Here is a 24,607-nt window from a genome sequence, read left to right as displayed (position 1 = left end):
CCGGCTTTAAGGCGCTCTATCATACTTAATATTTTTTAATTATAAAGGAGGATTTCCTAATGGCTAAGGAAAAATTTGATCGTTCCAAAGAACATGCGAATATTGGTACAATCGGACACGTTGACCATGGTAAAACAACTTTGACTGCTGCAATTACAACTGTTATGTCTAAACGCGGCGGCGGTGAAGCAAAAGGTTATGACATGATCGACAACGCTCCTGAAGAGCGCGAGCGTGGAATTACTATCTCTACATCCCACGTGGAGTATGAAACTGACAAACGCCACTATGCACACGTAGACTGCCCAGGACACGCTGACTATGTTAAAAACATGATCACTGGTGCTGCCCAAATGGACGGCGCAATTCTTGTTGTGTCTGCAGCGGATGGTCCAATGCCGCAAACTCGTGAGCATATCCTTCTTTCCCGTCAAGTTGGCGTTCCTTACATCGTTGTATTCATGAACAAATGTGACATGGTTGACGATGAAGAACTATTAGAATTGGTAGAAATGGAGATCCGCGATCTTCTTTCCGAATATGATTTCCCTGGCGATGACGTTCCTGTTATCAAAGGTTCAGCTCTTAAAGCTCTTGAAGGCGAAGCTGAGTGGGAAGATAAAATTGTTGAATTAATGGATGCAGTTGACTCTTATATCCCAACTCCAGAGCGTGAAACTGACAAACCGTTCATGATGCCGATTGAGGACGTATTCTCTATTACTGGACGTGGAACAGTTGCAACGGGTCGTGTAGAGCGCGGTCAAGTAAAAGTTGGCGATGAAGTAGAGATCATTGGTCTTGCTGATGAATCCAAGAAAACAATTGTTACCGGAGTTGAAATGTTCCGTAAGCTTCTTGACTATGCTGAAGCTGGAGACAACATCGGTGCCCTTCTTCGCGGTGTTTCCCGTGACGAAATTCAGCGTGGCCAAGTGTTGGCTCAACCAGGTTCCATTACTCCCCATACAAAATTTAAAGCGGAAGTTTATGTTCTTTCTAAAGAAGAGGGTGGACGTCACACTCCATTCTTCTCGAACTACCGTCCACAGTTCTACTTCCGTACAACGGACGTAACTGGAATCATCAACCTTCCTGATGGAGTAGAAATGGTTATGCCTGGCGATAACGTCGAAATGACTGTTGAGCTTATCTCCCCAATCGCGATTGAAGAAGGAACCAAATTCTCAATTCGTGAAGGTGGGCGTACTGTAGGCGCGGGCGTCGTTGCATCTATCGAAAAGTAATGCATTGCCTAAAGGGCAAATAAAAAACAAATATAGAGCAGGGAACTGATCACTCCCTGCTCTTTTTTGTGCAAAAAAATGGGTGTTGTCCCTTTTCATCATTAACCCGGCCAAGACTTATTAAGAGCTGTCTAAAAAAATGAAATTCACAAATGTTGGTAGCACAACGTTTTTACATAGAAGAAGAGGTGACCTATGGGCCGAAAAACCGACCCATAGGTCACCCATCTGATTTTTATTTATGAAATCCGCTCTCGAAAGTATTGACGGATGCCCGCTTGTGATCCATAGCCACGGCCCCAAACTCCACACGGAATTTCTCAGGCTCACCTTCAGATCCTGCGGAACAATTAATCGTAGGCATTGACTTTGTGTGTTTTTCATATTCAAGGGGTGCTTTGCCTTTGTATTTCTTACGTACTGAATTCCAGTGGAAGATCATCTGTTCAAAAGACAGCGGGGATAAATGAAAAACGGTCATCAGACCGCTGGAGTCGTGTTCGAACAGCGGAGACAAATGAAAAAAGATCGTCATTAGACCAGTAGTATCGCGCCTGGTCAGCGCAGATAAACGAAAAAACGGTCATCACCCACACTCCCTTGATGAAACTTGGGAGCTTTTTAACAAAGAAAGGAAGCAGTTTTGTTGAGGCGGCTCAACGAGGTAGCCGCCTCAATATTTGAGTTATGCCAGTGCGAATCGACTTTAGCGCTTTGCTTTTTTCATCACTTATGATCTGCTCAGGCCATCAGCAATGATGTTAATATTGTATTCCAAATACTTGATATAAGTATCAACTTCATCACCAGGCTTGCCAATCTCATCGGAATAGATTGGTTTTTCATAAATAGGGATTCCGGATTCTTTTGAAACAGTCTCCATCGGACGCGGGTCAACGTTAGATTCAAGGAAGAGAACAGGCACATTATGCTCTTTAATGAATTGAACAAGTGACTTAATCTGTGAGGGCGAGCCGTTTTCCTCTGTGTCAATTGCCCATATATAGGCCTCTTTTAACCCGTAACGTTTGGCCATATATTGGAATGCGCGCTCACTCGTTACTAAAATGCGATCTTCTTCAGGGATCTTTTCAATTTCCTCTGAGTACTTCTGTTCAATCTCCTTCAACTTTTCAATGTACTCATTCCCGCGTTTTTCATATTTCTCCTTATTATCAGAGTCTACTTCGATTAAAGCGTCCCTCATCGCCTCAGCCATTTGGATTCCTACATTGGGATCGATAAAGGCATGTGGATTCATTTCCTCTTCTTTGCCATCTTTACTGCTGATATACATCGGTTCTATGCTTTCTGTCAAATTGAACACATTTTCCTCCTTCTGCCCAACAGAATCTACCATTTTATAGAACCAGCCGTCCTTGCCTCCTTCCAGATTCAAACCGTTATAGAAGAGCACATCCGCATCAGTAGCCTTTTTAATGTCCTCCGGCAGCGGCTCATATTCATGGGGATCCGTGCCTGTTGGAACTAAATTGTGCACCTCGACATCCTCTCCGCCAATTTCCTTTGCAAGGTCTTGAATTATTGTAAAGGAAGTGACAATCTTTAAGGGTTCGTCCTTTTTGGATGCCGGTTTTCCGCCCGCCTCTGATGCCGGTTTTTCATTTCCACAAGCCGTAAGCAACAAAGCCGCTATGCTCGCCAGTCCAATCCATTTCAATAATTTCCTCAATCTGCAAAACTCCTTTTCAAATAAAATATTTCTTATGTGATACCTGTTTCCGGTTGCTCCCATGCAATAGCCTAGCGAAGCTTTCTGCCTGTTCATTTTTTTCCCGCATATAAGGTGCCGTAAGGCTGCCACTTCAAAATCTCGAGTGAATATCAAAAGATCCAAGTGTGAGAAAACGGCACCTAAATGCCCGATCGGTTCAACTAACATTCAGTAGGACTCCTACTGAATGAAGTTTCACTTTATCCCGCATATAAGGTGCCGTAAGACTCCCACTTCAAAATCTTGAGTGAATACAAAAGGTCCAAGTGTGAGAAAACGGCACCTAAATGCCCGATTGGTTCAACTAACATTCAGTAGGAGATGGAAGAAAACTCCTACTGAATGAAGTTTCACTTTATCTTCCTCCACAGAATTCCTTGCTTGGGAGACAACAGAAATGCAACAAGAAAAATCGCTGTTGTCGCCAGTGCGATCACGGGTCCGGAAGGCAGGTTATAAACAAAACTAAAATATAATCCGATAATCGAAGACAGTGCTCCAAATATTGCGGCAAGTAGAATCATGGTTGACAGCCGGTTTGTCAGCAGATAGGCAGTAGATGCCGGAGTAATTAACATGGATACAACAAGAACGACACCTACGGTCTGCAAGGAAGCGACAGTGACAAGTGTAAGAAGTACCATGATCAAATAATGGATCAGTCTCGTTTTGAGCCCATAAGCAGCAGCCATCGTTTCATCAAAGCTTGAGACAAGCAATTCTTTGTAAAACAAAACAACAACAAGAACGACCACGGCTCCGATAATGAGTGTGACCCACATGTCAGAAGCTCTGACCGACAATACATTTCCGAACAGGATCTGTGTCAAGTCCGTCGCACTTTGGGCTAAAGTGATTAAAATAATTCCCAAGGCAAATGCGGCTGAAAAGACAAGGCCGATCGAAGAGTCATTTTTAATACGGCTGTTTTGGCTTATCAGTCCGATGCCTAGTGATGTCAAAGCGCCAGTTGCTACGGCACCGTAGAAAAAATTGATACCAAGCATGTACGAAATCGCGACTCCAGGTAAAACAGCGTGCGCAATGGCATCACCCATTAATGCCATTCCGCGCAAAACAATGAAACTTCCAATTACTCCACAAATGATGCCCACTATAATGGAAGTAATAAAGGCCTTCTGTAAAAATTCATACGTCATTAAATCTTGAATAAACGCCATTACATGCCGACCCCCAAACTTTCAAACATATGGACAGGAGACTTGTAAGCTGCCTGCATCAACTCGGGTCGGAAGATCCGATCAACAGGCCCAGCGCCAATTAATTCTTTATTAATGAGAATAAGGTCATCAAAGTAGCTTTCCACTTTTGTCAAATCGTGGTGAACGACGAATACGGTTTTTCCTTCATCCCTCAATGATTTTAAGATATTGACAATGACTTCCTCACTTGCCACATCAACCCCGACAAAGGGCTCGTCAAGGAAGAAGTATTCAGCGCGCTGTGCGAGCGCCCGTGCCAGAAATACCCGTTGTTGTTGACCTCCTGACAGTTCTCCGATCTGGTTTTTTGTAAAGTCTTCCATCCCCACTTTTTCCAGGCATTCCAAAGCCCATTTTTTGTCCGCTTTCGACGGACGGCGGAAAAGTCCCAGATTTGGATATGTTCCTAATAGAACGGTATCTTTGACAATGATTGGGAAATCCCAGTCAATATTTGCCCGCTGTGGAACATAGGCAATTTTATTTCTCACTTCCTTCAGCGGCCTCCCGCCAATGGTGACTTGTCCACTGCTTTTGGGAATCAAGCCCAGAGATGCTTTGATCAACGTTGATTTTCCCGCGCCGTTTGGTCCGATAATACCTATGAGCTTTCCGCGTTCGCACGTAAAATTAATATTTTTGAGAACCTCCTTCCCGTAATAAGATACAGACAGATTACGCACGGATACAACTTGATCCGCCATAACCTTCACCTTCCTTTGTATTGATATTTATAAATAGCGCCAGAATTGTTCGTTCGGTAAAAAAAGTTTCTCTTGGTAAACTTATTAACCAGCATATACAAACTCTGCTCTTTTGTAAACACCTTATACATTTTAATAAAACAGTCTTGAGATATATTCCTTACTTTTTAAAATGCCCGGGTGTTTGAAAAATGCTTTGAACACCTGTATAATGAAACAGTTCTTATTTTAAGTGGCTGTTTTTTAATTTCATATTGCATTGACCAATTATTATATGTATAATGTATAATGTTGGTTTTTGACTGCAATGATGTGGAAGGTTGCCGATACACCCGGCCGCTTTGCCATGGCGAGTGTATGGGGAAATTTTCATGGAGCAAGTCTATTTTTGAAAAATAGGCGAAAAGGAGGGAAAGTAATGGCAAAACAAAAGATCAGAATCAGATTAAAAGCATATGATCATAGAATTTTGGACCAGTCAGCAGAGAAGATTGTAGAAACGGCAAAACGTTCAGGTGCGAATGTTTCGGGGCCTATCCCGCTTCCAACTGAGAAATCTGTCTACACAATCTTGCGCGCGGTACACAAATATAAAGATTCCCGCGAGCAATTTGAAATGCGCACACATAAGCGTTTAATCGATATTATCAGTCCTACACCACAAACGGTAGATTCACTGATGAGACTTGATTTGCCGTCCGGAGTGGACATTGAAATTAAATTATAAGGAAAAAATTGAAATTCATACAGGAGGTGTGACTCATGGGCAAAGGAATCTTAGGAAGAAAAATTGGTATGACGCAGATTTTTGCTGAAGATGGACGTTTGATCCCTGTAACAGTAATTGAGGCGGCTCCAAATGTGGTTCTTCAAAAGAAAACGGTTGAATCAGACGGTTACGAAGCCATTCAGATCGGCTTTGAAGATAAGCGTGAAAAGCTTGCCAACAAACCTGAGAAGGGGCATGTTGCAAAAGCAAATACTGCACCTAAGCGCTTCATCCGTGAGTTGAACGGAGTTAATATAAGTGAGTTCGAAGTTGGTCAGGAGATTAAAGTTGATATATTCGCAGAAGGCGATTTGGTAGATGTAACAGGAATTTCTAAAGGGAAAGGTTTCCAAGGTGTCATCAAACGCCACGGGCAGGCCCGCGGGCCAATGACGCACGGTTCCCGTTTCCATCGCCGTCCGGGATCAATGGGTCCTGTTGACCCCGCTAAAGTATTTAAACAAAAAGCGCTCCCTGGCCGTATGGGTGGCGAAAAAGTTACAGTTCAAAACCTTCCAATCGTTAAAGTAGATGCTGAACGCAACTTGATTTTAGTCAAAGGAAACGTTCCAGGTCCGAAAAAAGCGATGTTGGAAGTTAAATCCGGAGTAAAAGCGAAATAAAGCTAAATTGGAAGAAAGGAGGAATAAAGCATGCCAAAAGCAAGCCTTTTTAATCAAGAAGGTTCCAAGGTTGGGGAGGTTGATCTCAACGATGCCATCTTTGGAATCGAACCAAACAATCATGTCTTGTTCGAAGCAATCATCATGCAAAGAGCTTCATTAAGACAAGGAACTGCAAAAGTAAAAACACGTTCGGAAGTGCGAGGCGGAGGAAGAAAGCCATGGCGCCAAAAAGGAACCGGGCGGGCACGCCAGGGATCGATTCGTTCGCCACAATGGCGCGGAGGCGGAACTGTATTTGGTCCTGCTCCACGCAGCTACAGCTATAAATTGCCTAAAAAGATGCGCCGCCTAGCGATCAAGTCGGCTTTATCCGCGAAAGCACAGGAAGAAAATGTACTCGTTGTCGAGGCGTTATCGTTTGACGCGCCGAAAACAAAAGAATTTGTAAAAGTGCTCAATAATCTTCCAGTTGGCAAAAAAGCATTGTTCGTAACGGAAAGCACAGAAGAGAACGTAGCTTTATCAGCGCGGAATATTCCAGGAGTAACAGTGATTGATGCAGACAGTCTCAACGTACTCGATGTCGTTGGCCATAACTCATTGGTCTTGACGAAAGCTGCAGTTGAAAAAGTGGAGGAGGTGCTTGGGTAATGGATGCACGTGATATAGTTAAGCGCCCCATCATCACTGAACGTTCTATGGATTTGACGGCAGACAAAAAATATACTTTTGAAGTAGACGTCAAAGCGAATAAAACGCAAGTAAAAGATGCGGTAGAAAACATTTTTGACGTAAAAGTGGCAAAAGTGAACGTAATGAATTATAAAGGCAAATACAAGCGTGTAGGCCGATTTGCGGGCTATACGAAAAAACGTCGCAAAGCAATTGTCACGTTAACACCAGACAGCAAAGAAATCGACTTTTTCGAAGCCTAATAGAGCTTTTCCAATAATAGAAGAGGAGGGAAAAACATGGCGATCAAAAAATACAAACCTACCTCCAACGGACGTCGCGGGATGACAAGTTTGGATTTTTCCGAGATCACAACAGATACCCCGGAAAAATCATTGCTTGCGCCTCTTAATAGAAAAGGCGGCCGCAATAATCAAGGTAGGACTACAGTTCGTCATCGCGGCGGCGGTCATAAGCGTCAATACAGGGTCATCGACTTTAAACGCAACAAAGATGGTATACCTGGACGCGTTGCTACAATCGAATATGATCCGAACCGTTCCGCAAACATCGCGTTGATCCACTATGTTGATGGTGAAAAACGCTACATCTTAGCACCAAAAAATTTACAGGTGGGCATGGAAGTCATGTCCGGACCGGATGCAGACATTAAAGTCGGAAATGCTTTGCCTTTGGCAAATATTCCTGTCGGTACGGTCGTTCACAACATTGAAATGAAGCCTGGCAAAGGCGGGCAGTTGGTACGTTCAGCGGGCACTTCTGCGCAGGTTCTTGGTAAAGAAGGAACAAAATACGTTCTTGTCCGTTTGAATTCAGGTGAAGTACGCATGATTTTAGCCGCTTGTCGCGCAACAATCGGTCAAGTGGGAAATGAACAGCACGAGCTCGTAACAGTAGGTAAAGCCGGCCGTTCCCGCTGGTTGGGCAAAAGACCTCACGTTCGCGGTTCCGTTAAGAACCCTAACGATCACCCGCATGGCGGTGGTGAAGGCAAAACGCCAATCGGACTTAAATCTCCGGTTACACCTTGGGGCAAACCAACGATCGGTTACAAAACACGGAAGAAAACAAACAAGTCGGATAAATTCATTGTACGCCGACGCAAAAAGTAACGGGATTGTCCTACGGTTCAATCGCCGGACCGTAGCGCAATCACGAAGGGAGGTACTAGCATGGGACGCAGCCTGAAAAAAGGGCCTTTTGCAGATGATCATTTATTGAAAAAAATCGAAAAGCTAAATGAAGATAATAAAAAGCAAGTCATTAAAACGTGGTCACGCCGTTCTACCATTTTTCCATCATTCATCGGACATACCATTGCGGTATATGATGGACGCAAGCATGTTCCGGTCTATATCAGTGAAGATATGGTAGGCCATAAATTGGGTGAATTTGCTCCGTCAAGAACTTATCGGGGCCATGCCGCAGATGACAAAAAAACTAGACGCTAATGAGAGGAGGGAACCCCCTGATGCAAGCAAAAGCTGTTGCCAGAACAGTTCGTATTGCTCCTCGTAAAGCACGCCTTGTCGTCGATTTAATTCGAGGAAAGCAAGTAGGCGAAGCAGTTGCCATTTTGAAGCTGACACCAAAAGCCGCCTCTCCCATCGTGGAAAAGCTTTTGAAATCCGCTGTAGCAAATGCAGAGCATAACTATGATATGGACATTGACAATCTTTTAATATCCGAAGCTTACGTAGACGAAGGTCCGACAATGAAACGCTTCAGACCGCGTGCGCAAGGACGGGCAAGCCAGATCAATAAGCGCACAAGCCACATTACGATTGTGGTATCAGAAAAGAAGGAGGGATAAATCGTGGGTCAAAAAGTTAATCCGATCGGAATGCGAATTGGCATCATTCGTGATTGGGAATCTAAATGGTACGCTGACAAGGAATTCGCAACTTTATTGCACGAAGATATAAAGGTGCGTGAGTATATCGAAAATCGGCTTGCGGATGCATCTGTTTCCAGTGTTGAAATCGAGCGCGCTGCAAACCGCCTCAATATTACGGTCCACACTGCCAAACCTGGAATGGTGATTGGTAAAGGTGGAAGTGAAGTAGAAGCACTTCGTAAAGCATTAAACAAATTAACAAACAAACGGGTACACATCAATATTGTTGAAATTAAAAAAGCGGACTTGGATGCAAAACTTGTCGCAGAGAACATCGCTCGTCAGCTTGAAAGCCGGATTTCGTTTCGCCGTGCTCAAAAACAAGCGATTCAACGGACAATGCGTGCAGGCGCACAAGGAGTCAAAACAATGGTTTCCGGGCGCTTGGGCGGAGCAGATATTGCCCGTTCTGAACATTATAGCGAAGGAACAGTCCCACTTCATACACTTCGCGCAGATATCGATTATGCACATGCGGAAGCCGACACAACTTACGGCAAGCTTGGCGTAAAAGTATGGATTTACCGTGGAGAGGTCCTTCCAGAAAAGAAAAAGTCCGAGGAAGGAGGAAAATAATCATGTTAATGCCTAAACGTGTAAAGTATCGCCGCGAGCATCGCGGAAAAATGCGTGGCCAGGCAAAAGGCGGCACGGAAGTAAGCTTTGGCGAATATGGATTACAGGCTTTGGAAGCTTCTTGGATCACAAACCGCCAAATTGAAGCTGCCAGGATTGCCATGACCCGTTACATGAAACGTGGCGGTAAAGTATGGATTAAAATTTTCCCGCACAAACCTTATACTGCAAAGCCATTGGAGGTCCGCATGGGTTCCGGTAAAGGGGCTCCAGAAGGCTGGGTAGCTGTTGTAAAACCAGGAAAGATCATGTTTGAAATTGCCGGGGTACCTGAAGAAGTTGCGCGTGAAGCACTTCGTCTGGCGTCTCACAAACTTCCAGTAAAGTGCAAGTTTGTTAAACGAGAAGAAATTGGTGGTGAACGAGATGAAGGCTAATGAAATACGTGAATTAACCACTGCCGAAATAGAACAAAATATTAAGTCTTTAAAAGAAGAACTATTTAACCTTCGCTTTCAACTGGCGACTGGGCAACTTGAAAATACCGCCCGCATCAGAGAAGTACGCAAAGATATCGCTCGGATGAAAACAATCGTCCGCGAAAGAGAGATTGGGGTTAACAATCGATAATGATAGGAGGTTTGCGATATGAGTGAACGCAACCAACGTAAAGTGTATACTGGCCGGGTTGTTTCCGACAAGATGGATAAAACCATCACAGTAATGGTCGAAACGTATAAAAAGCACTCTTTGTACGGCAAACGCGTGAAGTACTCGAAAAAGCTTAAGGCTCATGATGAGCAAAACGAAGCAAAAGTAGGGGACATCGTCCGGATTATGGAAACTCGCCCGCTATCGGCTACAAAACGCTTCCGCCTCGTAGAGGTCGTAGAAAAAGCCGTCATTATATAATCAACATTTTTTTCGGATATATACGATTTCCGAAGGGAGGTAAATTGAGATGATTCAACAAGAATCCCGTTTAAAGGTGGCTGACAACTCTGGCGCCCGTGAAGTATTAACCATTAAAGTGCTTGGCGGATCCGGCCGTAAAACGGCTAATATTGGGGATGTCATCGTGTGCACAGTGAAAAATGCAACACCTGGGGGCGTTGTCAAAAAAGGCGACGTCGTAAAAGCTGTTATTGTACGGACAAAAAGTGGAGCCCGTCGTCCGGATGGTTCTTACATCAAATTCGACGAAAATGCATGTGTCATTATCCGTGATGATAAAGCGCCTCGAGGAACTCGTATCTTCGGACCGGTTGCCCGCGAACTTCGCGATAAAAACTTCATGAAAATCATATCTTTGGCTCCTGAAGTTCTTTAAGGAATTACATTTAGGTCATAAGGAGGTGCGCTTGAATGCATGTCAAAAAAGGCGATAAAGTAATGATTATTACTGGAAAAGACAAAGGAAAAACAGGTACCGTGCTTGCCGCATTCCCTAAAAAGGAACGTGTACTTGTAGAAGGCGTCAACATTGTGAAAAAACACGCCAAACCTTCCCAAGACAATCCTCAAGGCGGGATCTTTGAAAAAGAAGCAGCAATCCATGTGTCTAACGTAATGGTCATTGATCCAAAAACGAATGAACCGACAAGAGTCGGCTATAAAAGAGTAACAATTAAAATGAAAGATGGCAGCGAAAAAGAAAAAAGTGTTCGTGTAGCCAAAAAATCAGGCGAAATATTAGATGACGTAAAAACTGTTTAGTGAAGGGAGGTACACGACATGAGCCGCCTAAAGGAAAAATTTCAAAAAGAAATCACTCCTGCTCTCATGAGCAAGTTTAACTATAAATCTGTAATGGAAGTACCTAAAATTGAAAAGATCGTTGTGAACATGGGTGTTGGCGATGCTGTTCAGAATGCAAAATTGCTCGATAACGCCGTTGAAGAATTGGCTTTGATCACAGGACAAAAGCCGGTTGTCACAAGAGCAAAAAAATCTATTGCGGGCTTCCGCCTACGGGAAGGCATGCCGATCGGCGCGAAGGTTACGCTTCGTGGCAAACGCATGTATGACTTTTTCGACAAACTCGTTTCCGTTTCGCTTCCGCGTGTACGCGACTTCCGTGGAATTTCCAAAAAAGCATTTGACGGACGCGGCAACTATACATTAGGCATTAAAGAACAACTCATTTTCCCAGAAATTGATTACGATAAAGTCAGCAAAGTTCGTGGTATGGATATTGTGATCGTCACTACGGCTAAAACGGACGAAGAAGCTCGTGAACTTCTTGCCGGATTCGGAATGCCGTTTCAAAAGTAATCAAAATAAAAGGGAGGCGAAATAGTGGCTAAAAAATCTATGGTTGTGAAGCAAAAACGCACACCAAAATTCAAAGTGCAAGAATACACTCGTTGCGAACGATGCGGCCGTCCGCACTCTGTCCTTCGCAAATTTAAACTATGCCGGATTTGTTTCCGCGAGTTGGCCTACAAAGGTCAAATTCCTGGCGTCAAAAAAGCCAGCTGGTAAGACCGAAACTGGGAAGGAGGTAAATATAAATGGTAATGACTGATCCGATAGCAGATTTACTGACAAGAATTCGCAATGCGAATATGGTTCGTCACGAAACTTTGGAGGTTCCTGCTTCCAACATCAAGAAAGAAATCGCAGAAATATTGAAAAAAGAAGGTTTCATTCGTGACGTTGAGTTTATAGAAGATAACAAGCAAGGTATCCTTCGCATTTTCCTTAAATACGGAGCTAATAACGAGCGCGTTATTACCGGACTAAAACGCATCAGCAAGCCAGGCCTTCGCGTATATGCAAAAGCGAATGAAGTGCCAAAAGTATTAAACGGCCTTGGAATTGCGATTGTTTCTACGTCTCAAGGCGTATTGTCCGATAAAGATGCGAGAGCAAAACAAGTTGGCGGCGAGGTACTCGCATACGTCTGGTAATTTCTCATACAAGAACGGAGGTGTAAAAATGTCCCGTATTGGTAACAAACCAATTGAAATCCCTTCTGGCGTAACAGTGACAAAGGACGGAAATAAAGTTACTGTCAAAGGTCCAAAAGGTGAGCTTACAAATAACTTTCATTCCGAAATGAACATCAACATTGAAGATAATACGATCACGGTTTCCCGTCCATCTGATGCAAAAGACCATCGCTCCATGCACGGAACAACCCGTTCTTTGCTTGCGAACATGGTGGAAGGAGTATCAAAGGGCTTTGAAAAGTCGCTTGAACTGGTCGGAGTTGGATACCGTGCCCAAAAACAAGGTAAAAAGCTCGTATTAAACGTAGGTTATTCACATCCTGTTGAATTCAATCCGGAAGATGGCATCGAAATTGATGTTCCATCCAACACAAAAGTAGTCGTTAAAGGTTACAATAAAGAAAGAGTAGGAGCCTTGGCTGCTGACATCCGTGCGGTACGCCCGCCTGAGCCGTACAAAGGCAAAGGTATTCGTTACGAAGGTGAATACGTCCGCCGCAAAGAAGGAAAAACAGGTAAATAAAGCCGCTAGGTACTGAAAGGAGTGACTCGCATGATTACCAAGCTCGATAAGAATAAAGTACGCAAGAAAAGACATGCGCGTGTCCGTGTGAAATTAAGCGGTACAGCAGAGCGCCCGCGCTTAAGCGTGTATCGTTCCAATAAAAATATTTATGCCCAATTGATCGATGATGAAAAGGGAGTAACAATTGCCAGTGCTTCTACGCAAGAAAAAGACCTCGGCCTCGAAGCGGCGGGTAACGTGGAAGCCGCGCAAAAAGTAGGAGAGCTCATTGCCAAACGCGCAGTTGAAAAGGGCATCAAGTCAGTCGTATTCGACCGCGGTGGTTATTTGTACCATGGACGTGTAAAAGCCTTGGCTGATTCTGCTCGTGAAAATGGCCTAGAATTCTAATTAAAAGGAGGGACGAACTACATGCGTCAAATTGATGCGAACAAACTTGATTTAGAAGAACGTGTAGTTACAGTAAACCGTGTCGCAAAAGTTGTGAAAGGTGGACGGCGCTTCCGCTTTACCGCGCTTGTTGTTGTCGGTGACAAAAATGGTCACGTTGGATTCGGTACTGGTAAAGCCCAGGAAGTTCCTGAAGCAATCCGCAAAGCGATCGAAGATGCGAAAAAGAATATGATCGAAGTGCCTCTCGTTGGTTCTACGATTCCACATGAAATTATCGGACGTTACGGCGGAGGACAAATTCTTCTCAAACCTGCCAACGAAGGTACGGGAGTAATTGCCGGCGGACCGGTTCGTGCGGTATTAGAATTGTCCGGCATTGCTGATATCACTTCAAAATCTCTTGGTTCCAGCACGCCGATTAATATGGTTCGAGCAACAATCGAAGGAATTAAAAATCTAAAACGAGCTGAAGACGTAGCGAAGTTACGTAACAAATCAGTCGAAGAATTGTTAGGTTAAGGAGGGGAAGATCATGGCTCAAAAATTAACAATCACCCTCACTCGCAGCTTGATCGGCCGTACGAAAGATCAGCGTGACACTGTCGAAGCGCTCGGTTTGCGCAAAATCAATCAAACAGTAGAGCATAATGACAATCCGGCGATCAGGGGAATGATTAACAAAGTTTCCCATCTTGTAACGGTCAAAGAACAGTAAGAGCAAAAGGAAGAAGGAGGTGTCCAGAATGAAATTGCATGAGTTAAAACCTGCTGAAGGAGCCCGCAAAGAACGCAACCGGGTTGGGCGCGGAATTGGCTCTGGCAACGGAAAAACAGCCGGCAGAGGACATAAAGGACAAAATGCCCGTTCAGGCGGCGGAGTACGGCCGGGATTTGAGGGTGGCCAAACACCTTTATTCCAACGTTTACCAAAGCGCGGTTTCACAAATATTAACCGCAAGGAATATGCGATTGTGAATCTTGATGTACTCAATCGTTTCGAAGAAGGCACGGAAGTGACGCCGGAGCTCCTCATTGAAACAGGAGTCGTCCGCAACGAAAAGTCTGGAGTTAAAATCCTTGCAAAAGGCAATATCGAGAAAAAGTTGACTGTAAAAGCAAATAAATTCTCCTCTGCCGCCAAAGAAGCAATTGAAGCAGCAGGCGGTACTACTGAGGTGATTTAATGTTCCAGACAATCTCCAACCTGTTGCGTGTAAAGGATATTAGAAAAAAGATCATTTTTACGCTGTTAATGCTGGTTGTGTTTCGAATCGGGGCTTTTATCCCCGTACCGAATGTAGATGCCGATGTGCTTAAATTGCAGGATCAGGCGAGTTTGTTTGGTTTCATGAATATTTTTGGTGGAGGTGCCCTTCAAAATTTCTCTATTTTTGCGATGGGCATTATGCCATATATTACAGCATCCATCATCGTGCAACTGTTGCAAATGGATGTTGTGCCAAAATTTACGGAGTGGTCCAAGCAAGGTGAAGTCGGGCGCCGTAAACTGGCACAATTCACCCGCTATTTCACCATTGTATTAGCATTTATACAAGCAATAGGCATGTCTTTTGGCTTTAACCGAATGACACAGCTTCAACTGATAAAGGATCCTGGATTTGGCACGTATGTTACGATTGCCGTCGTCCTGACAGCAGGAACAGCATTCCTGATGTGGCTGGGCGAGCAAATTACGGCAAATGGCGCCGGCAACGGAATTTCCATTCTTATTTTTGCCGGAATTGTCGCGGGCATTCCTAATGCAGTAAACCAGATCTATGCAACGCAATTTGAAGGTGCAGGAGAACAACTATTCATTCGAATTGTCGTCATGCTGCTTATCCTGCTCGCAGTCGTCGCAATCATTGTTGGCGTCGTATTTGTCCAGCAGGCATTGCGTAAAATTCCAATCCAATATGCAAAGCGCATGGATGGACGCAACCCTGTCGGCGGACAAAATACACATTTGCCGTTAAAGGTGAATGCCGCTGGAGTTATTCCAGTTATCTTCGCAAGCGCGTTTTTAGTAGCACCACAAACAGTCGTGACATTTTTTGGTTCAGGTGATACGGCCAGTACGATCCAATCTTATTTTGATCATACAAAGCCTATCGGCATGACTATTTTTGTCGTTTTGATTATCGCCTTTACTTATTTTTACGCCTTTGTTCAGGTGAATCCGGAAAAAGTCTCCGAAAACCTGAAAAAGCAAGGCGGTTATATACCTGGTATACGTCCAGGGAAAAATACGCAAGAATACCTGACGCGTGTACTATATAGACTGACATTTGTCGGAGCGCTGTTTCTTGCGGTAATTTCCATTCTGCCTGTATTTTTTATTAAATTTGCCGGCTTGCCGGAGGCAGCCCAAATCGGCGGTACAGGATTGCTCATTGTGGTCGGTGTTGCGCTTGAAACGATGAAACAACTGGAAGCTCAGCTAGTAAAGCGCCATTACAAAGGTTTCATTAAATAACATGCGGGCGGTTAAGCCCGAGTGGTTGCAGAGGGGCGAGATTTGAATGAATTTAGTGTTAATGGGACTTCCTGGTGCTGGAAAAGGTACACAGGCCGATAAGATTGTTGACAAATATCAAATTCCTCATATTTCAACAGGAGATATGTTCCGCGCAGCAATGAATGAGGGAACGGAATTGGGACTTAAGGCGAAATCCTTTATGGATAAAGGGGAGCTCGTTCCCGATGAAGTAACAATTGGTATCGTTCGTGAACGTTTAGGCAAAACAGATTGCGAACATGGCTTCCTTCTTGACGGTTTTCCCAGAACAGTGCCACAAGCAGAAGCCCTTGAAAATATATTGTCTGAGCTTGGAAAAAAAATCGACTATGTCTTTAACATTGATGTAGATGCAGATATATTGGTAGAGCGGTTAACAGGCCGCCGAATCTGTAAGGAATGCGGCACCACCTACCATCTGATCTTTAATCCGCCAAAAGAGCCTGGTGTATGTGACCGTTGCGGCGGAGAATTGTATCAGCGCAAAGATGACAACGAAGAAACGGTCCAAAACAGACTCGACGTTAACATGAAACAGGTGCAGCCGCTTCTGGATTTCTATCGCGGGAAAGGCTATTTAAAAAACATCAATGGCCAGCAGCATATTGATCAAGTATTCTCTGACATTGATGCTCTTTTAAAGGATTTGAAATAATGATTATTACAAAAACACCCCGAGAAATTAAATTAATGAGAGAAGCCGGACGAATTGTTGCCATGACTCATCAAGAGTTGAAGAAGCATATTCAGCCTGGTATTACGACGAAACAATTAGATAGCATTGCTGAAAGCTTTATCAGGCAACAAGGTGCACATCCTTCTTTTTTAGGCTATAACGGATTTAGCGGGAGCATCTGTGTTTCGGTCAACGAGGAGCTTGTCCATGGCATACCCGGAGACCGTGTTCTGAACGAGGGTGACATCGTCAGCCTGGACATTGGAGCCGAATATAGCGGGTACCACGGTGATTCGGCATGGACCTATGCAGTGGGCAAGATCGATGATGAAACGCAAAAGCTGCTCGATGTTACGGAAAAATCCCTCTATATGGGATTGGAACAAGCCAAGCCGGGCGCTCGTCTTTCAAATATTTCTCATGCGATACAAACATTTGTGGAAGCAGAAGGTTTTTCCATTGTCCGTGAGTATGTAGGGCATGGGATTGGTCAAAGCTTACATGAAGATCCGCAAATTCCCAATTATGGTCCACCTGATAAAGGACCGCGCTTGAAGCCCGGAATGGCACTGGCTATTGAGCCGATGGTCAATGCGGGGAGCCGCTATGTAAAGACGCTTCCGGACAATTGGACTGTCGTGACAGTTGACGGGAAAATGTGTGCGCATTTTGAACATACAATAGCCATTACGGAAACCGGTTTTGAGATTTTGACAAAACTGTGAGCGCAGGTGATCTCGTTGAAAGAGTCTGATTCGAATCCCCAAATAGGCCAGATTGTCCAGATCCAAAAAGGACGGGATGCGGGACAATACGCGGTTGTAATCCAGCGGTTGGATGATAAGTTTGTATTCATCGCGGATGGGGAAAAAAGAAAATTTGACAGTCCCAAAAAGAAAAACATTCAACATCTTCAGTGCCAAGACTACATGAATGAAGAAGTACGCAGAAGCTTGTTGGAAACTGGGCGGGTCACCAATGGGAAGTTACGATGGGCTCTTGGAAAATTTGTGGAAGAAGTTTTGGAAGACTTAGAGAAGGGAGACGAGTTGGATGGCGAAAGAAGACGTCATTGAAGTTGAAGGCAAGGTAGTAGACACTTTGCCAAATGCCATGTTTAAGGTAGAATTAGAAAATGGCCATACGGTACTTGCGCATGTATCGGGTAAAATCCGTATGCACTTCATCCGTATTTTGCCTGGTGATAAAGTAACTGTAGAGCTTTCTCCATATGATTTGACACGGGGAAGAATCACATACCGCTTTAAGTAGTGCACTTCAGGCTGTTAAGGAGGTTTTAAAAAAATGAAAGTAAGGCCATCAGTAAAGCCGATCTGCGAGAAGTGCAAAATTATCCGTAGAAAAGGCAAAGTTATGATAATCTGTGAAAATCCGAAACATAAACAAAAACAAGGATAATAAGGAGGTGCAAAACTTATGGCACGTATAGCCGGAGTGGACATTCCACGTGAAAAGCGCGTCGTCATTGCGCTCACATATATTTACGGAATCGGAAAAAATACAGCTATCGAAGTTCTCAAGGAAGCGGGTGTGTCCGAAGATACACGCGTTAGAGACTTGACGGATGACGAATTGGATAAAATCCGTAATATCGTTGACGGTTTAAAAGTTGAAGGAGACCTTCGCCGTGAAGTGTCTTTAAACATTAAACGTTTGATGGAAATCGGCTCTTATCGGGGGCTTCGCCATCGCCGCGGACTGCCGGTGCGTGGACAAAACACGAAAAATAACGCACGGACTCGAAAAGGCCCTCGTAAAACTGTAGCGGGCAAGAAAAAATAATAGGTAAAGGAGGTTATATACAATGGCACGTAAAACGAATACTCGTAAACGTCGTGTGAAAAAAAATATAGAAACAGGGATCGCGCATATTCGCTCTACATTTAACAATACAATCGTAACGATTACAGATGCGCAAGGAAATGCCGTTTCCTGGTCTTCAGCTGGTGCGCTTGGATTTAAAGGTTCCCGTAAATCTACTCCATTTGCTGCCCAGATGGCTGCAGAAACAGCTGCGAAAGTTTCGATGGAGCATGGCATGAGGTCTTTGGAAGTTACTGTAAAAGGACCAGGTGCAGGCCGTGAAGCGGCAATTCGTGCTCTTCAAGCCGCAGGACTTGAGGTAACAGCAATCCGTGATGTAACACCTGTTCCTCATAACGGATGCCGTCCGCCAAAACGTCGTCGTGTATAATGAATTTGTATAAATTCGGTATTACCTGTCTATAATGGGGTAATATATGAATTTATGGTTACATTCAATTTGTTCCTCATCAAGTTGTTGCACAGACAAATGTAGCATGGGGAATTTCGGGCCGCCGGAATTTCGACGTTTTGAAGGAGGGTATATGTGAATGATCGAGATTGAAAAGCCGAAAATAGAAACGATTGAGATCAGCGATGATGCTAATTATGGAAAGTTCGTTGTCGAACCGCTTGAGCGTGGGTATGGTACAACATTGGGTAACTCCTTGCGTCGTATTCTATTATCCTCACTCCCAGGTGCAGCGATCACCTCGATTCAGGTCGAAGGGGTACAGCATGAATTTTCAACCATAGAAGGTGTCGTCGAAGATGTTACCTCTATCATCCTTAATCTTAAGAAACTAGCTCTCAAGATTTATTCTGACGAAGAAAAAACGTTGGAAATAGATGCACAAGGCGAAGGCGCAGTGAAAGCATCGGACATTATGCATGACAGTGATGTAGAAATACTAAATCCGGATCTGCATATTGCCACATTAGCCGAAAACGGCAACTTTCGAGTTCGCATGACAGCCAAAAGAGGCCGCGGATATACGCCCGCTGATATGAACAAGCGCGATGATTTACCGATTGGCGTTATACCGATCGACTCAATTTATACACCTGTATCGCGCGTCAATTATCAAGTGGAAAACACACGTGTCGGCCAAATGACAAACTTCGATAAGCTGTCATTGGATGTATGGACAAACGGAAGCATCAGTCCGGAAGAGGCTATTTCACTTGGAGCCAAAATTTTAACAGAGCATTTAAATATTTTCGTTGGGTTGACGGACGAAGCCCAGCATGCTGAAATCATGGTCGAAAAAGAAGAAGATCAAAAAGAGAAAGTCCTTGAAATGACGATAGAAGAACTTGATCTCTCCGTCAGGTCTTACAACTGCCTCAAGCGGGCCGGCATTAACACGGTTCAGGAGTTGGCCAATAAGACCGAAGAAGACATGATGAAAGTAAGAAACTTGGGAAGAAAATCGCTGGAAGAAGTAAAAGGCAAGCTGGAAGAGCTTGGGCTGGAACTTCGAAAAGACGATTAAAAAGAGAAACGACATAATGAATTTGCCACAACAAAGGAGGGAAACGAAATGTCTTATCGTAAATTAGGACGTACAAGCGCGCAACGCAAAGCCATGCTTCGCGACTTGGCTACTGACTTAATTATCAGCGAACGGATTGAAACAACAGAAGCGCGTGCAAAAGAACTTCGCTCTGTTGTGGAAAAAATGATCACTCTTGGAAAACGTGGAGATCTACATGCCCGCCGCCAGGCAGCCGCCTTCATTCGTAAAGAAGTGGCAGATGCCGAAGCGAACCAAGATGCATTACAAAAATTGTTTTCCGATATTGCCCCTAGATATGAAGAACGTCAAGGCGGCTATACTAGAATCATGAAGCTCGGACCACGCCGTGGAGACGGAGCTCCAATGGTTATTATTGAATTAGTGTAATTCAAAAGAAAAACTACAGGGCAGGGCGTACGTCTAATGCCCTTTTTCTTTAAATAATGTGTCATTTCATATGCTGGATGATGTCCAGATCCAGCGCCTAGCCCCTGGAGGTCGCTAGCAGAAACTTGCAGGGAAGCAGACTACCCAAAGCTATTATTCCTAGGGTTGCTTACTTTGTGGCAAGCTCGCATGAGGCTTATTTTATGAAGCTTCACAAGAATTAAAATCAGCAGCCTCGTCTTCTGCTAGTGGGGGCTGGTCCAGGCGCTTGCACTTTTCTTTAAAGCTTAAAAGAGCGTTACGATAGGCACAATGTTTGTGACCCTGTCTAGCTTCATGCACCTTCTCCCACGGTCATCCGCAAGGGTGAGGCGCCGGTTCAGCCGGTGACCTGGAGAAAGGTGCAGGCTTTTTTCTGTTTATGGACGAATCAGCAAACGTCAATGCTTGCTGGAGGAGGGGCAAAGGATGGCTAAACCGATCATTTCCATAGAAAATATTTCTTTTCGGTATGAAGAACAGGAATCCTACGCCTTAAAAGATGTATCGTTTTCTATAGAAGAGGGCGAATGGCTGGCTATTGTGGGCCATAACGGTTCAGGAAAGTCGACATTGGCCAAAATTTTGAATGGACTCCAATTTCCTGAACACGGGATGATCAAAGTTCAGAATCTTCCTTTAAACGAAGAGACGGTTTGGGATATCCGCAGAATGGTCGGAATGGTTTTTCAAAGTCCGGATAATCAGTTTGTCGGTACGACCGTACAAGATGATGTGGCTTTTGGGATGGAGAATAACGGTGTTCCACATGAAGAAATGACCGTACGTGTAAAAGAGGCACTCGAACGGGTGCATATGTATGATTTTCTCAACCAGGAGCCACATCATCTTTCAGGAGGCCAGAAGCAGCGCGTGGCTATAGCAGGTGTTATTGCACTCAGGCCGGATGTTATCATTCTGGATGAGGCGACATCCATGCTCGATCCGCTGGGGCGTGAGGAAGTGCTTCAGACGGTAAGAGAATTAAAAGATGAACAAGGATTGACAGTCATATCGATTACGCATGATCTGGAAGAAGCCGCCAAGGCAGATAGAATGATCATTCTGAACCAGGGCCAGGTGTATAAAGACGGCAAACCGGAAGAGATTTTTGAACTGGAGGAAGAGTTGATTACTCTTGGGCTTGATATTCCTTTCCCAGTTAAAATGAGCCATACGCTTAGGAAAGTGGGGCTTGGCTTGCCGAAATTGTATTTGACAGATGAAGAGTTGGTGAATGATCTATGGAAATTACACTTCAAGAAGTAGAATATAAGTATTCAGCCAATACACCGTTTGAACGCCTAGCCATCCAAGACATCAACCTCCGTATCAAGGAAGGCTCATTCATCGCCTTGATCGGCCATACCGGTTCCGGAAAGTCTACCATTCTCCAACATTTAAACGCTCTGCTGCAGCCGACAAAAGGGCAAATTACAATCGGCGACAGAACGATTACAGCGGGAAAGAAAGAGAAGAACCTGCGCAGCATCCGGCAAAAAGTCGGCATCGTATTCCAATTTCCTGAACATCAACTCTTCGATGAAACTGTTGAAAAAGACATTTGTTTTGGACCGATGAATTTCGGCATTTCTGAAGAAGAAGCTAAAAAAAGGGCAAGAAGACTAATAAAAGAAGTAGGTCTGGATGAAGACATATTGCAAAAATCCCCGTTTGATCTCTCCGGCGGACAAATGCGCCGGGTTGCCATTGCCGGAGTGCTGGCGATGGAACCGGAAGTATTAGTGTTGGACGAACCAACAGCGGGGCTTGATCCGCGCGGCCGAACGGAAATTATGGAGATGTTTTACCGCTTGCATCAGGAAAAGGGCCTGTCTACCATTCTAGTAACGCACAGCATGGAAGATGCGGCGAAATATGCCGATGAAATTGTTATCATGCATAGAGGCCGGATACAAAAAACCGGCGATCCGAGAACAATCTTTTCCAATCCGGAAGAACTTCTTGAACTGGGGCTGGATGTACCCCAAGTCGTCAAATTTCAATATCGGCTAGAGCAAAAAATAAATAAAAAGCTTGGAAAAACATGTCTTTCCATCAAAGAACTGTCCGACCTGCTGGCAGAGCTAAAAGAGGGAGGCGGCATGCTCCCATGATGGAAAAAATGATTTTTGGGCGTTATATTCCCGGTGAATCGGTCATTCACTTATTGGATCCGAGAACAAAACTGCTGTTTGTGTTCGGATTTATCGCTATTGTATTCTTGGCGAATAATACGCTGACATATAGTTTGCTTGTTCTGTTTGTCTTTTTATTGATTATTTTGTCCAAAATGAATGTGAAGTTTTTAATCAATGGTTTAAAACCCGTTCTCATACTGATCATTTTTACTTTCTTCCTGCAACTTTTTTTCAACAAAGAAGGGGATGTCATCTACAGTATCGGCAATGTTAACATATACGAAGAAGGGCTTCGCCAGGCGATCTTTATTTCGCTTCGCTTCTTCCTGCTCGTGTTTGTCACGACGTTGCTTACGTTGACAACAACGCCGATTACATTGACAGACGGGCTTGAAAGCTTGATGAAACCTCTCAAGAAAATCAAGTTTCCAGTTCATGAATTGGCGCTCATGATGTCCATCTCATTGCGTTTTATTCCAACGCTTATGGATGAGACGGATAAAATCATGAAAGCGCAAATGGCCAGGGGCGTTGAATTTTCCAGCGGTCCCATAAAGGACAGGCTGAAATCGATCGTTCCGCTGTTGATTCCCCTGTTCGTCAGTTCCTTTAAACGGGCTGAAGAACTTGCGACCGCCATGGAAGCGCGGGGATACCGCGGGGGAGAAGGCAGGACAAAATACCGTTTATTGAAATGGGCTCGGCGCGATGTTTTCGCGGGATGTGCCTTCATCATACTGGCCATACTGCTAATTTTATGGAGATCTTAAAAAAGAGGGTTACAGTACATGCAGCGTTATAAAGGAACGATTGAATATGACGGTTCAGGCTTCTCCGGCTACCAAATCCAGCCGAAGGGACGGACGATCCAAGCCGAAATTGAAAAAGTGCTCGCAAAAATGCATAAGGGACGCCATATTGCGGTTACGGCTTCAGGACGTACCGATGCAGGGGTCCATGCGCGCGGACAAGTCATTCACTTCGACTCTGGGCTGTCCCTGCCTCCAGAACGATGGGTGAAGGCGTTGAACGGCCTCCTGCCGCAAGATATATCTTTTTTGAATGTGGAAGCGGCAGAGCCCGACTTTCACGCCCGTTTCGACGCAGTCGGAAAAACGTACAAGTACTATCTGTACAATCGTGAGACACGAGACCCTTTTAAACGCCATTATTATGCTCATGTATCTCGAAACCTGGATATTGGAAGAATGAGAAGCGCGGCACGATTTGTGGAAGGAACCCATGATTTTACAAGTTTCTGTTCGGCAAAAACAGAAATGGCGAACAAAGTGAGAACCATTTCGCGTCTTGACATTGAAGAGCGTCATGAGGAAATCATATTCACCTTTACCGGGAACGGATTTTTATATAATATGGTGAGAATTATAGTGGGAACGCTGTTGGAAGTGGGAGCAGGAAAAAGGGCCCCGGAGGAAATGAAAGACATTTTGGCGGCGAAAGATCGCCGCTTGGCAGGGAAGACTGCTCCCCCCGAAGGACTCTATTTGTGGGAAGTCTATTACGGAAAACGGCCATGTTGATAATAACAACCTGCCCAGGTGTACAAATTGTTCTTGACTTCACTTGCCAAAACCGATAAAATATCCTATGGTATTATTTTTTCAATTCCACGATAAGCCCCGGAAACTTATTGTGATGAAAATAACAACAGCTAATTTTTGCAAAATTGGAGGGTAACAAATGCGTACTACGTATATGGCTAAAGCCGGAGAAATCGATCGTAAATGGTACGTTGTTGACGCTGAAGGCAAAACGCTTGGCCGTCTTGCATCTGAAGTGGCGAGCATTTTGCGCGGCAAACATAAACCAACTTACACACCTCATATTGACACAGGCGATCACGTGATTATCGTAAATGCTGAAAAAATCGAACTAACTGGTAATAAATGGAGCGACAAAATTTACTACCGCCATACAGGCTTCCTCGGAGGCATCAAGCAAAGAACCGCACAGGAAATGAAGGAAAAGCAACCACAAAAAATGCTTGAACTCGCCATCAAAGGCATGCTTCCAAAAGGACCTTTAGGACGTCAAATGTACAGAAAGCTTCATGTCTACGCAGGACCTGAACATCCACATCACGCACAACAACCGCAAACTTACGAGCTTCGCGGATAATTTGAAAGGGAGGGCAATTA

Annotated in this window: 40 protein-coding genes; 37 read left to right on the top strand and 3 right to left on the bottom strand. The window is 44.3% G+C overall.

From position 1 onward, the window contains the following. Positions 1–59 precede the first annotated feature (59 nt). Positions 60–1,247 carry an elongation factor Tu gene (gene tuf, locus MHB50_RS19465; RefSeq protein WP_077111543.1) on the top strand — a complete coding sequence of 396 codons (1,188 nt, stop codon included), beginning with the start codon at positions 60–62 and terminating at the stop codon, positions 1,245–1,247. Positions 1,248–1,977: 730 nt separating this feature from the next. Here the strand turns inward: tuf and MHB50_RS19460 are convergent. From MHB50_RS19460 to MHB50_RS19450, 3 genes are all read right to left on the bottom strand, one after another. Next, positions 1,978–2,940, bottom strand: coding sequence for a zinc ABC transporter substrate-binding protein (locus MHB50_RS19460; protein WP_339165446.1), 963 nt, complete (start codon positions 2,938–2,940; stop codon positions 1,978–1,980). A gap of 392 nt (positions 2,941–3,332) precedes the next feature. Continuing rightward, positions 3,333–4,163 (bottom strand): metal ABC transporter permease, encoded by an 831-nt coding sequence (locus tag MHB50_RS19455; RefSeq protein ID WP_339165444.1) that lies wholly within the window; start codon positions 4,161–4,163, stop codon positions 3,333–3,335. After that, a complete protein-coding gene (locus tag MHB50_RS19450) occupies positions 4,163–4,909 on the bottom strand; it encodes a metal ABC transporter ATP-binding protein (protein ID WP_339165442.1) in 747 nt (248 codons plus the stop codon). The genes MHB50_RS19455 and MHB50_RS19450 overlap by 1 nt, the downstream gene beginning before the upstream one ends. A gap of 418 nt (positions 4,910–5,327) precedes the next feature. On the opposite strand from MHB50_RS19450, the gene rpsJ reads away from it, so the two are divergent. The 36 genes from rpsJ to rplM all read left to right on the top strand — a co-directional run bounded on the left by rpsJ (position 5,328) and on the right by rplM (position 24,587). Further along, positions 5,328–5,636, top strand: coding sequence for a 30S ribosomal protein S10 (rpsJ, locus tag MHB50_RS19445; RefSeq protein WP_018708729.1), 309 nt, complete (start codon positions 5,328–5,330; stop codon positions 5,634–5,636). Between the two features lie 35 nt (positions 5,637–5,671). After that, positions 5,672–6,301 (top strand): 50S ribosomal protein L3, encoded by a 630-nt coding sequence (gene rplC / locus MHB50_RS19440; protein ID WP_077111548.1) that lies wholly within the window; start codon positions 5,672–5,674, stop codon positions 6,299–6,301. Between the two features lie 30 nt (positions 6,302–6,331). After that, the gene (gene rplD, locus MHB50_RS19435) at positions 6,332–6,955 is read left to right on the top strand and encodes a 50S ribosomal protein L4 (protein WP_077111549.1); all 624 of its coding nucleotides are present in this window, start codon (positions 6,332–6,334) and stop codon (positions 6,953–6,955) included. Continuing rightward, on the top strand, positions 6,955–7,239 hold the full coding sequence (rplW, locus tag MHB50_RS19430) for a 50S ribosomal protein L23 (RefSeq protein WP_077111550.1): 285 nt from the start codon (positions 6,955–6,957) through the stop codon (positions 7,237–7,239). Before rplD ends, rplW begins: the two co-directional genes overlap by 1 nt. A 36-nt stretch (positions 7,240–7,275) precedes the next feature. After that, positions 7,276–8,109: a 50S ribosomal protein L2 gene (gene rplB / locus MHB50_RS19425; protein WP_077111551.1), complete on the top strand. Its 834-nt coding sequence runs from the start codon at positions 7,276–7,278 to the stop codon at positions 8,107–8,109. Between the two features lie 60 nt (positions 8,110–8,169). Next, positions 8,170–8,448: a 30S ribosomal protein S19 gene (gene rpsS / locus MHB50_RS19420; RefSeq protein ID WP_077111552.1), complete on the top strand. Its 279-nt coding sequence runs from the start codon at positions 8,170–8,172 to the stop codon at positions 8,446–8,448. Positions 8,449–8,468: 20 nt separating this feature from the next. Then, positions 8,469–8,810 (top strand): 50S ribosomal protein L22, encoded by a 342-nt coding sequence (rplV, locus tag MHB50_RS19415; RefSeq protein ID WP_077111553.1) that lies wholly within the window; start codon positions 8,469–8,471, stop codon positions 8,808–8,810. Positions 8,811–8,813: 3 nt separating this feature from the next. Then, the gene (gene rpsC / locus MHB50_RS19410) at positions 8,814–9,470 is read left to right on the top strand and encodes a 30S ribosomal protein S3 (RefSeq protein ID WP_077111554.1); all 657 of its coding nucleotides are present in this window, start codon (positions 8,814–8,816) and stop codon (positions 9,468–9,470) included. A gap of 2 nt (positions 9,471–9,472) precedes the next feature. Then, the gene (rplP, locus tag MHB50_RS19405; RefSeq protein WP_077111555.1) at positions 9,473–9,907 is read left to right on the top strand and encodes a 50S ribosomal protein L16; all 435 of its coding nucleotides are present in this window, start codon (positions 9,473–9,475) and stop codon (positions 9,905–9,907) included. Continuing rightward, entirely contained in the window at positions 9,897–10,100 is a 204-nt protein-coding gene (rpmC, locus tag MHB50_RS19400; protein ID WP_077111556.1) for a 50S ribosomal protein L29, read from the top strand. Before rplP ends, rpmC begins: the two co-directional genes overlap by 11 nt. An 18-nt stretch (positions 10,101–10,118) precedes the next feature. Then, positions 10,119–10,382: a 30S ribosomal protein S17 gene (gene rpsQ / locus MHB50_RS19395; RefSeq protein WP_077111557.1), complete on the top strand. Its 264-nt coding sequence runs from the start codon at positions 10,119–10,121 to the stop codon at positions 10,380–10,382. A gap of 49 nt (positions 10,383–10,431) precedes the next feature. Further along, on the top strand, positions 10,432–10,800 hold the full coding sequence (gene rplN, locus MHB50_RS19390; RefSeq protein ID WP_077111558.1) for a 50S ribosomal protein L14: 369 nt from the start codon (positions 10,432–10,434) through the stop codon (positions 10,798–10,800). A 35-nt stretch (positions 10,801–10,835) separates the two neighbouring features. Next, entirely contained in the window at positions 10,836–11,186 is a 351-nt protein-coding gene (gene rplX / locus MHB50_RS19385) for a 50S ribosomal protein L24 (RefSeq protein ID WP_077111559.1), read from the top strand. A gap of 18 nt (positions 11,187–11,204) precedes the next feature. Further along, positions 11,205–11,744 carry a 50S ribosomal protein L5 gene (rplE, locus tag MHB50_RS19380; RefSeq protein ID WP_077111560.1) on the top strand — a complete coding sequence of 180 codons (540 nt, stop codon included), beginning with the start codon at positions 11,205–11,207 and terminating at the stop codon, positions 11,742–11,744. A 24-nt stretch (positions 11,745–11,768) separates the two neighbouring features. After that, positions 11,769–11,954 (top strand): type Z 30S ribosomal protein S14, encoded by a 186-nt coding sequence (locus tag MHB50_RS19375; protein WP_077111561.1) that lies wholly within the window; start codon positions 11,769–11,771, stop codon positions 11,952–11,954. A gap of 29 nt (positions 11,955–11,983) precedes the next feature. Next, positions 11,984–12,382: a 30S ribosomal protein S8 gene (rpsH, locus tag MHB50_RS19370; RefSeq protein WP_077111562.1), complete on the top strand. Its 399-nt coding sequence runs from the start codon at positions 11,984–11,986 to the stop codon at positions 12,380–12,382. Positions 12,383–12,410: 28 nt separating this feature from the next. Then, complete coding sequence (gene rplF, locus MHB50_RS19365; RefSeq protein ID WP_077111563.1) at positions 12,411–12,947, top strand: 50S ribosomal protein L6; 537 nt, start codon at positions 12,411–12,413, stop codon at positions 12,945–12,947. A gap of 30 nt (positions 12,948–12,977) precedes the next feature. Next, positions 12,978–13,340 (top strand): 50S ribosomal protein L18, encoded by a 363-nt coding sequence (rplR, locus tag MHB50_RS19360; RefSeq protein ID WP_077111564.1) that lies wholly within the window; start codon positions 12,978–12,980, stop codon positions 13,338–13,340. 21 nt (positions 13,341–13,361) lie between these two features. After that, positions 13,362–13,862 (top strand): 30S ribosomal protein S5, encoded by a 501-nt coding sequence (gene rpsE / locus MHB50_RS19355; RefSeq protein ID WP_077111565.1) that lies wholly within the window; start codon positions 13,362–13,364, stop codon positions 13,860–13,862. A gap of 13 nt (positions 13,863–13,875) precedes the next feature. Further along, complete coding sequence (gene rpmD, locus MHB50_RS19350; protein WP_077111566.1) at positions 13,876–14,058, top strand: 50S ribosomal protein L30; 183 nt, start codon at positions 13,876–13,878, stop codon at positions 14,056–14,058. A gap of 28 nt (positions 14,059–14,086) precedes the next feature. After that, positions 14,087–14,527: a 50S ribosomal protein L15 gene (gene rplO, locus MHB50_RS19345; RefSeq protein ID WP_077111567.1), complete on the top strand. Its 441-nt coding sequence runs from the start codon at positions 14,087–14,089 to the stop codon at positions 14,525–14,527. Further along, positions 14,527–15,819 carry a preprotein translocase subunit SecY gene (gene secY / locus MHB50_RS19340; protein ID WP_077111568.1) on the top strand — a complete coding sequence of 431 codons (1,293 nt, stop codon included), beginning with the start codon at positions 14,527–14,529 and terminating at the stop codon, positions 15,817–15,819. Before rplO ends, secY begins: the two co-directional genes overlap by 1 nt. A gap of 46 nt (positions 15,820–15,865) precedes the next feature. Then, a complete protein-coding gene (locus tag MHB50_RS19335; RefSeq protein ID WP_077111569.1) occupies positions 15,866–16,516 on the top strand; it encodes an adenylate kinase in 651 nt (216 codons plus the stop codon). Continuing rightward, positions 16,516–17,262, top strand: a complete 747-nt coding sequence (map, locus tag MHB50_RS19330; protein WP_077111570.1) for a type I methionyl aminopeptidase — start codon at positions 16,516–16,518, stop codon at positions 17,260–17,262. The genes MHB50_RS19335 and map overlap by 1 nt, the downstream gene beginning before the upstream one ends. 15 nt (positions 17,263–17,277) lie before the next feature. Continuing rightward, the gene (locus MHB50_RS19325; RefSeq protein WP_077111571.1) at positions 17,278–17,613 is read left to right on the top strand and encodes a KOW domain-containing RNA-binding protein; all 336 of its coding nucleotides are present in this window, start codon (positions 17,278–17,280) and stop codon (positions 17,611–17,613) included. Beyond that, the gene (infA, locus tag MHB50_RS19320) at positions 17,591–17,809 is read left to right on the top strand and encodes a translation initiation factor IF-1 (protein ID WP_077111572.1); all 219 of its coding nucleotides are present in this window, start codon (positions 17,591–17,593) and stop codon (positions 17,807–17,809) included. Before MHB50_RS19325 ends, infA begins: the two co-directional genes overlap by 23 nt. Positions 17,810–17,842: 33 nt before the next feature. Next, on the top strand, positions 17,843–17,956 hold the full coding sequence (gene rpmJ, locus MHB50_RS19315) for a 50S ribosomal protein L36 (protein ID WP_048601043.1): 114 nt from the start codon (positions 17,843–17,845) through the stop codon (positions 17,954–17,956). 18 nt (positions 17,957–17,974) lie between these two features. Then, complete coding sequence (gene rpsM / locus MHB50_RS19310) at positions 17,975–18,340, top strand: 30S ribosomal protein S13 (protein WP_077111573.1); 366 nt, start codon at positions 17,975–17,977, stop codon at positions 18,338–18,340. Positions 18,341–18,362: 22 nt separating this feature from the next. Further along, entirely contained in the window at positions 18,363–18,752 is a 390-nt protein-coding gene (gene rpsK / locus MHB50_RS19305) for a 30S ribosomal protein S11 (RefSeq protein WP_077111574.1), read from the top strand. A 160-nt stretch (positions 18,753–18,912) separates the two neighbouring features. Continuing rightward, entirely contained in the window at positions 18,913–19,857 is a 945-nt protein-coding gene (locus MHB50_RS19300) for a DNA-directed RNA polymerase subunit alpha (protein ID WP_077111575.1), read from the top strand. Positions 19,858–19,905: 48 nt separating this feature from the next. Next, positions 19,906–20,268, top strand: a complete 363-nt coding sequence (gene rplQ, locus MHB50_RS19295) for a 50S ribosomal protein L17 (RefSeq protein WP_077111576.1) — start codon at positions 19,906–19,908, stop codon at positions 20,266–20,268. A gap of 468 nt (positions 20,269–20,736) precedes the next feature. Beyond that, the gene (locus tag MHB50_RS19290) at positions 20,737–21,576 is read left to right on the top strand and encodes an energy-coupling factor ABC transporter ATP-binding protein (protein WP_077111577.1); all 840 of its coding nucleotides are present in this window, start codon (positions 20,737–20,739) and stop codon (positions 21,574–21,576) included. Further along, positions 21,552–22,424, top strand: a complete 873-nt coding sequence (locus MHB50_RS19285; RefSeq protein ID WP_077111578.1) for an energy-coupling factor ABC transporter ATP-binding protein — start codon at positions 21,552–21,554, stop codon at positions 22,422–22,424. Before MHB50_RS19290 ends, MHB50_RS19285 begins: the two co-directional genes overlap by 25 nt. Continuing rightward, on the top strand, positions 22,421–23,218 hold the full coding sequence (locus MHB50_RS19280) for an energy-coupling factor transporter transmembrane protein EcfT (protein WP_077111579.1): 798 nt from the start codon (positions 22,421–22,423) through the stop codon (positions 23,216–23,218). The genes MHB50_RS19285 and MHB50_RS19280 overlap by 4 nt, the downstream gene beginning before the upstream one ends. 18 nt (positions 23,219–23,236) lie before the next feature. Further along, positions 23,237–23,989: a tRNA pseudouridine(38-40) synthase TruA gene (gene truA, locus MHB50_RS19275; protein WP_077111580.1), complete on the top strand. Its 753-nt coding sequence runs from the start codon at positions 23,237–23,239 to the stop codon at positions 23,987–23,989. A gap of 160 nt (positions 23,990–24,149) precedes the next feature. Further along, on the top strand, positions 24,150–24,587 hold the full coding sequence (gene rplM, locus MHB50_RS19270; RefSeq protein ID WP_077111581.1) for a 50S ribosomal protein L13: 438 nt from the start codon (positions 24,150–24,152) through the stop codon (positions 24,585–24,587). Positions 24,588–24,607 lie beyond the last annotated feature (20 nt).

Source organism: Siminovitchia sp. FSL H7-0308, assembly GCF_037980985.1.
Lineage (GTDB): Bacteria > Bacillota > Bacilli > Bacillales > Bacillaceae_C > Siminovitchia > Siminovitchia thermophila.
The sequence above is the reverse complement of the archived record's forward strand: the minus strand, read 5'-3'. Positions and strand labels throughout refer to the sequence as shown.

Bases quoted from the DNA above. Each gene is read 5' to 3' on its own strand.
- rpmD (WP_077111566.1), top strand. From the start codon at position 13,876: ATGGCTCAAAAATTAACAATCACCCTCACTCGCAGCTTGATCGGCCGT.
- MHB50_RS19285 (WP_077111578.1), top strand. From the start codon at position 21,552: ATGGAAATTACACTTCAAGAAGTAGAATATAAGTATTCAGCCAATACA.
- map (WP_077111570.1), top strand. From the start codon at position 16,516: ATGATTATTACAAAAACACCCCGAGAAATTAAATTAATGAGAGAAGCC.
- rplM (WP_077111581.1), top strand. From the start codon at position 24,150: ATGCGTACTACGTATATGGCTAAAGCCGGAGAAATCGATCGTAAATGG.
- rplF (WP_077111563.1), top strand. From the start codon at position 12,411: ATGTCCCGTATTGGTAACAAACCAATTGAAATCCCTTCTGGCGTAACA.
- rplN (WP_077111558.1), top strand. From the start codon at position 10,432: ATGATTCAACAAGAATCCCGTTTAAAGGTGGCTGACAACTCTGGCGCC.
- rpsM (WP_077111573.1), top strand. From the start codon at position 17,975: ATGGCACGTATAGCCGGAGTGGACATTCCACGTGAAAAGCGCGTCGTC.
- infA (WP_077111572.1), top strand. From the start codon at position 17,591: ATGGCGAAAGAAGACGTCATTGAAGTTGAAGGCAAGGTAGTAGACACT.
- rplQ (WP_077111576.1), top strand. From the start codon at position 19,906: ATGTCTTATCGTAAATTAGGACGTACAAGCGCGCAACGCAAAGCCATG.
- MHB50_RS19455 (WP_339165444.1), bottom strand. From the start codon at position 4,163: ATGGCGTTTATTCAAGATTTAATGACGTATGAATTTTTACAGAAGGCC.
- secY (WP_077111568.1), top strand. From the start codon at position 14,527: ATGTTCCAGACAATCTCCAACCTGTTGCGTGTAAAGGATATTAGAAAA.
- rplD (WP_077111549.1), top strand. From the start codon at position 6,332: ATGCCAAAAGCAAGCCTTTTTAATCAAGAAGGTTCCAAGGTTGGGGAG.
- rplO (WP_077111567.1), top strand. From the start codon at position 14,087: ATGAAATTGCATGAGTTAAAACCTGCTGAAGGAGCCCGCAAAGAACGC.
- rpsK (WP_077111574.1), top strand. From the start codon at position 18,363: ATGGCACGTAAAACGAATACTCGTAAACGTCGTGTGAAAAAAAATATA.
- rplE (WP_077111560.1), top strand. From the start codon at position 11,205: ATGAGCCGCCTAAAGGAAAAATTTCAAAAAGAAATCACTCCTGCTCTC.
- rplC (WP_077111548.1), top strand. From the start codon at position 5,672: ATGGGCAAAGGAATCTTAGGAAGAAAAATTGGTATGACGCAGATTTTT.
- rpsS (WP_077111552.1), top strand. From the start codon at position 8,170: ATGGGACGCAGCCTGAAAAAAGGGCCTTTTGCAGATGATCATTTATTG.
- MHB50_RS19335 (WP_077111569.1), top strand. From the start codon at position 15,866: ATGAATTTAGTGTTAATGGGACTTCCTGGTGCTGGAAAAGGTACACAG.
- MHB50_RS19280 (WP_077111579.1), top strand. From the start codon at position 22,421: ATGATGGAAAAAATGATTTTTGGGCGTTATATTCCCGGTGAATCGGTC.
- rplX (WP_077111559.1), top strand. From the start codon at position 10,836: ATGCATGTCAAAAAAGGCGATAAAGTAATGATTATTACTGGAAAAGAC.
- tuf (WP_077111543.1), top strand. From the start codon at position 60: ATGGCTAAGGAAAAATTTGATCGTTCCAAAGAACATGCGAATATTGGT.
- rplP (WP_077111555.1), top strand. From the start codon at position 9,473: ATGTTAATGCCTAAACGTGTAAAGTATCGCCGCGAGCATCGCGGAAAA.
- rpmJ (WP_048601043.1), top strand. From the start codon at position 17,843: ATGAAAGTAAGGCCATCAGTAAAGCCGATCTGCGAGAAGTGCAAAATT.
- MHB50_RS19300 (WP_077111575.1), top strand. From the start codon at position 18,913: ATGATCGAGATTGAAAAGCCGAAAATAGAAACGATTGAGATCAGCGAT.
- rplV (WP_077111553.1), top strand. From the start codon at position 8,469: ATGCAAGCAAAAGCTGTTGCCAGAACAGTTCGTATTGCTCCTCGTAAA.
- MHB50_RS19290 (WP_077111577.1), top strand. From the start codon at position 20,737: ATGGCTAAACCGATCATTTCCATAGAAAATATTTCTTTTCGGTATGAA.
- rpsJ (WP_018708729.1), top strand. From the start codon at position 5,328: ATGGCAAAACAAAAGATCAGAATCAGATTAAAAGCATATGATCATAGA.
- truA (WP_077111580.1), top strand. From the start codon at position 23,237: ATGCAGCGTTATAAAGGAACGATTGAATATGACGGTTCAGGCTTCTCC.
- rplR (WP_077111564.1), top strand. From the start codon at position 12,978: ATGATTACCAAGCTCGATAAGAATAAAGTACGCAAGAAAAGACATGCG.
- rplB (WP_077111551.1), top strand. From the start codon at position 7,276: ATGGCGATCAAAAAATACAAACCTACCTCCAACGGACGTCGCGGGATG.
- MHB50_RS19450 (WP_339165442.1), bottom strand. From the start codon at position 4,909: ATGGCGGATCAAGTTGTATCCGTGCGTAATCTGTCTGTATCTTATTAC.
- rpsQ (WP_077111557.1), top strand. From the start codon at position 10,119: ATGAGTGAACGCAACCAACGTAAAGTGTATACTGGCCGGGTTGTTTCC.
- rpsE (WP_077111565.1), top strand. From the start codon at position 13,362: ATGCGTCAAATTGATGCGAACAAACTTGATTTAGAAGAACGTGTAGTT.
- rplW (WP_077111550.1), top strand. From the start codon at position 6,955: ATGGATGCACGTGATATAGTTAAGCGCCCCATCATCACTGAACGTTCT.
- rpmC (WP_077111556.1), top strand. From the start codon at position 9,897: ATGAAGGCTAATGAAATACGTGAATTAACCACTGCCGAAATAGAACAA.
- rpsH (WP_077111562.1), top strand. From the start codon at position 11,984: ATGGTAATGACTGATCCGATAGCAGATTTACTGACAAGAATTCGCAAT.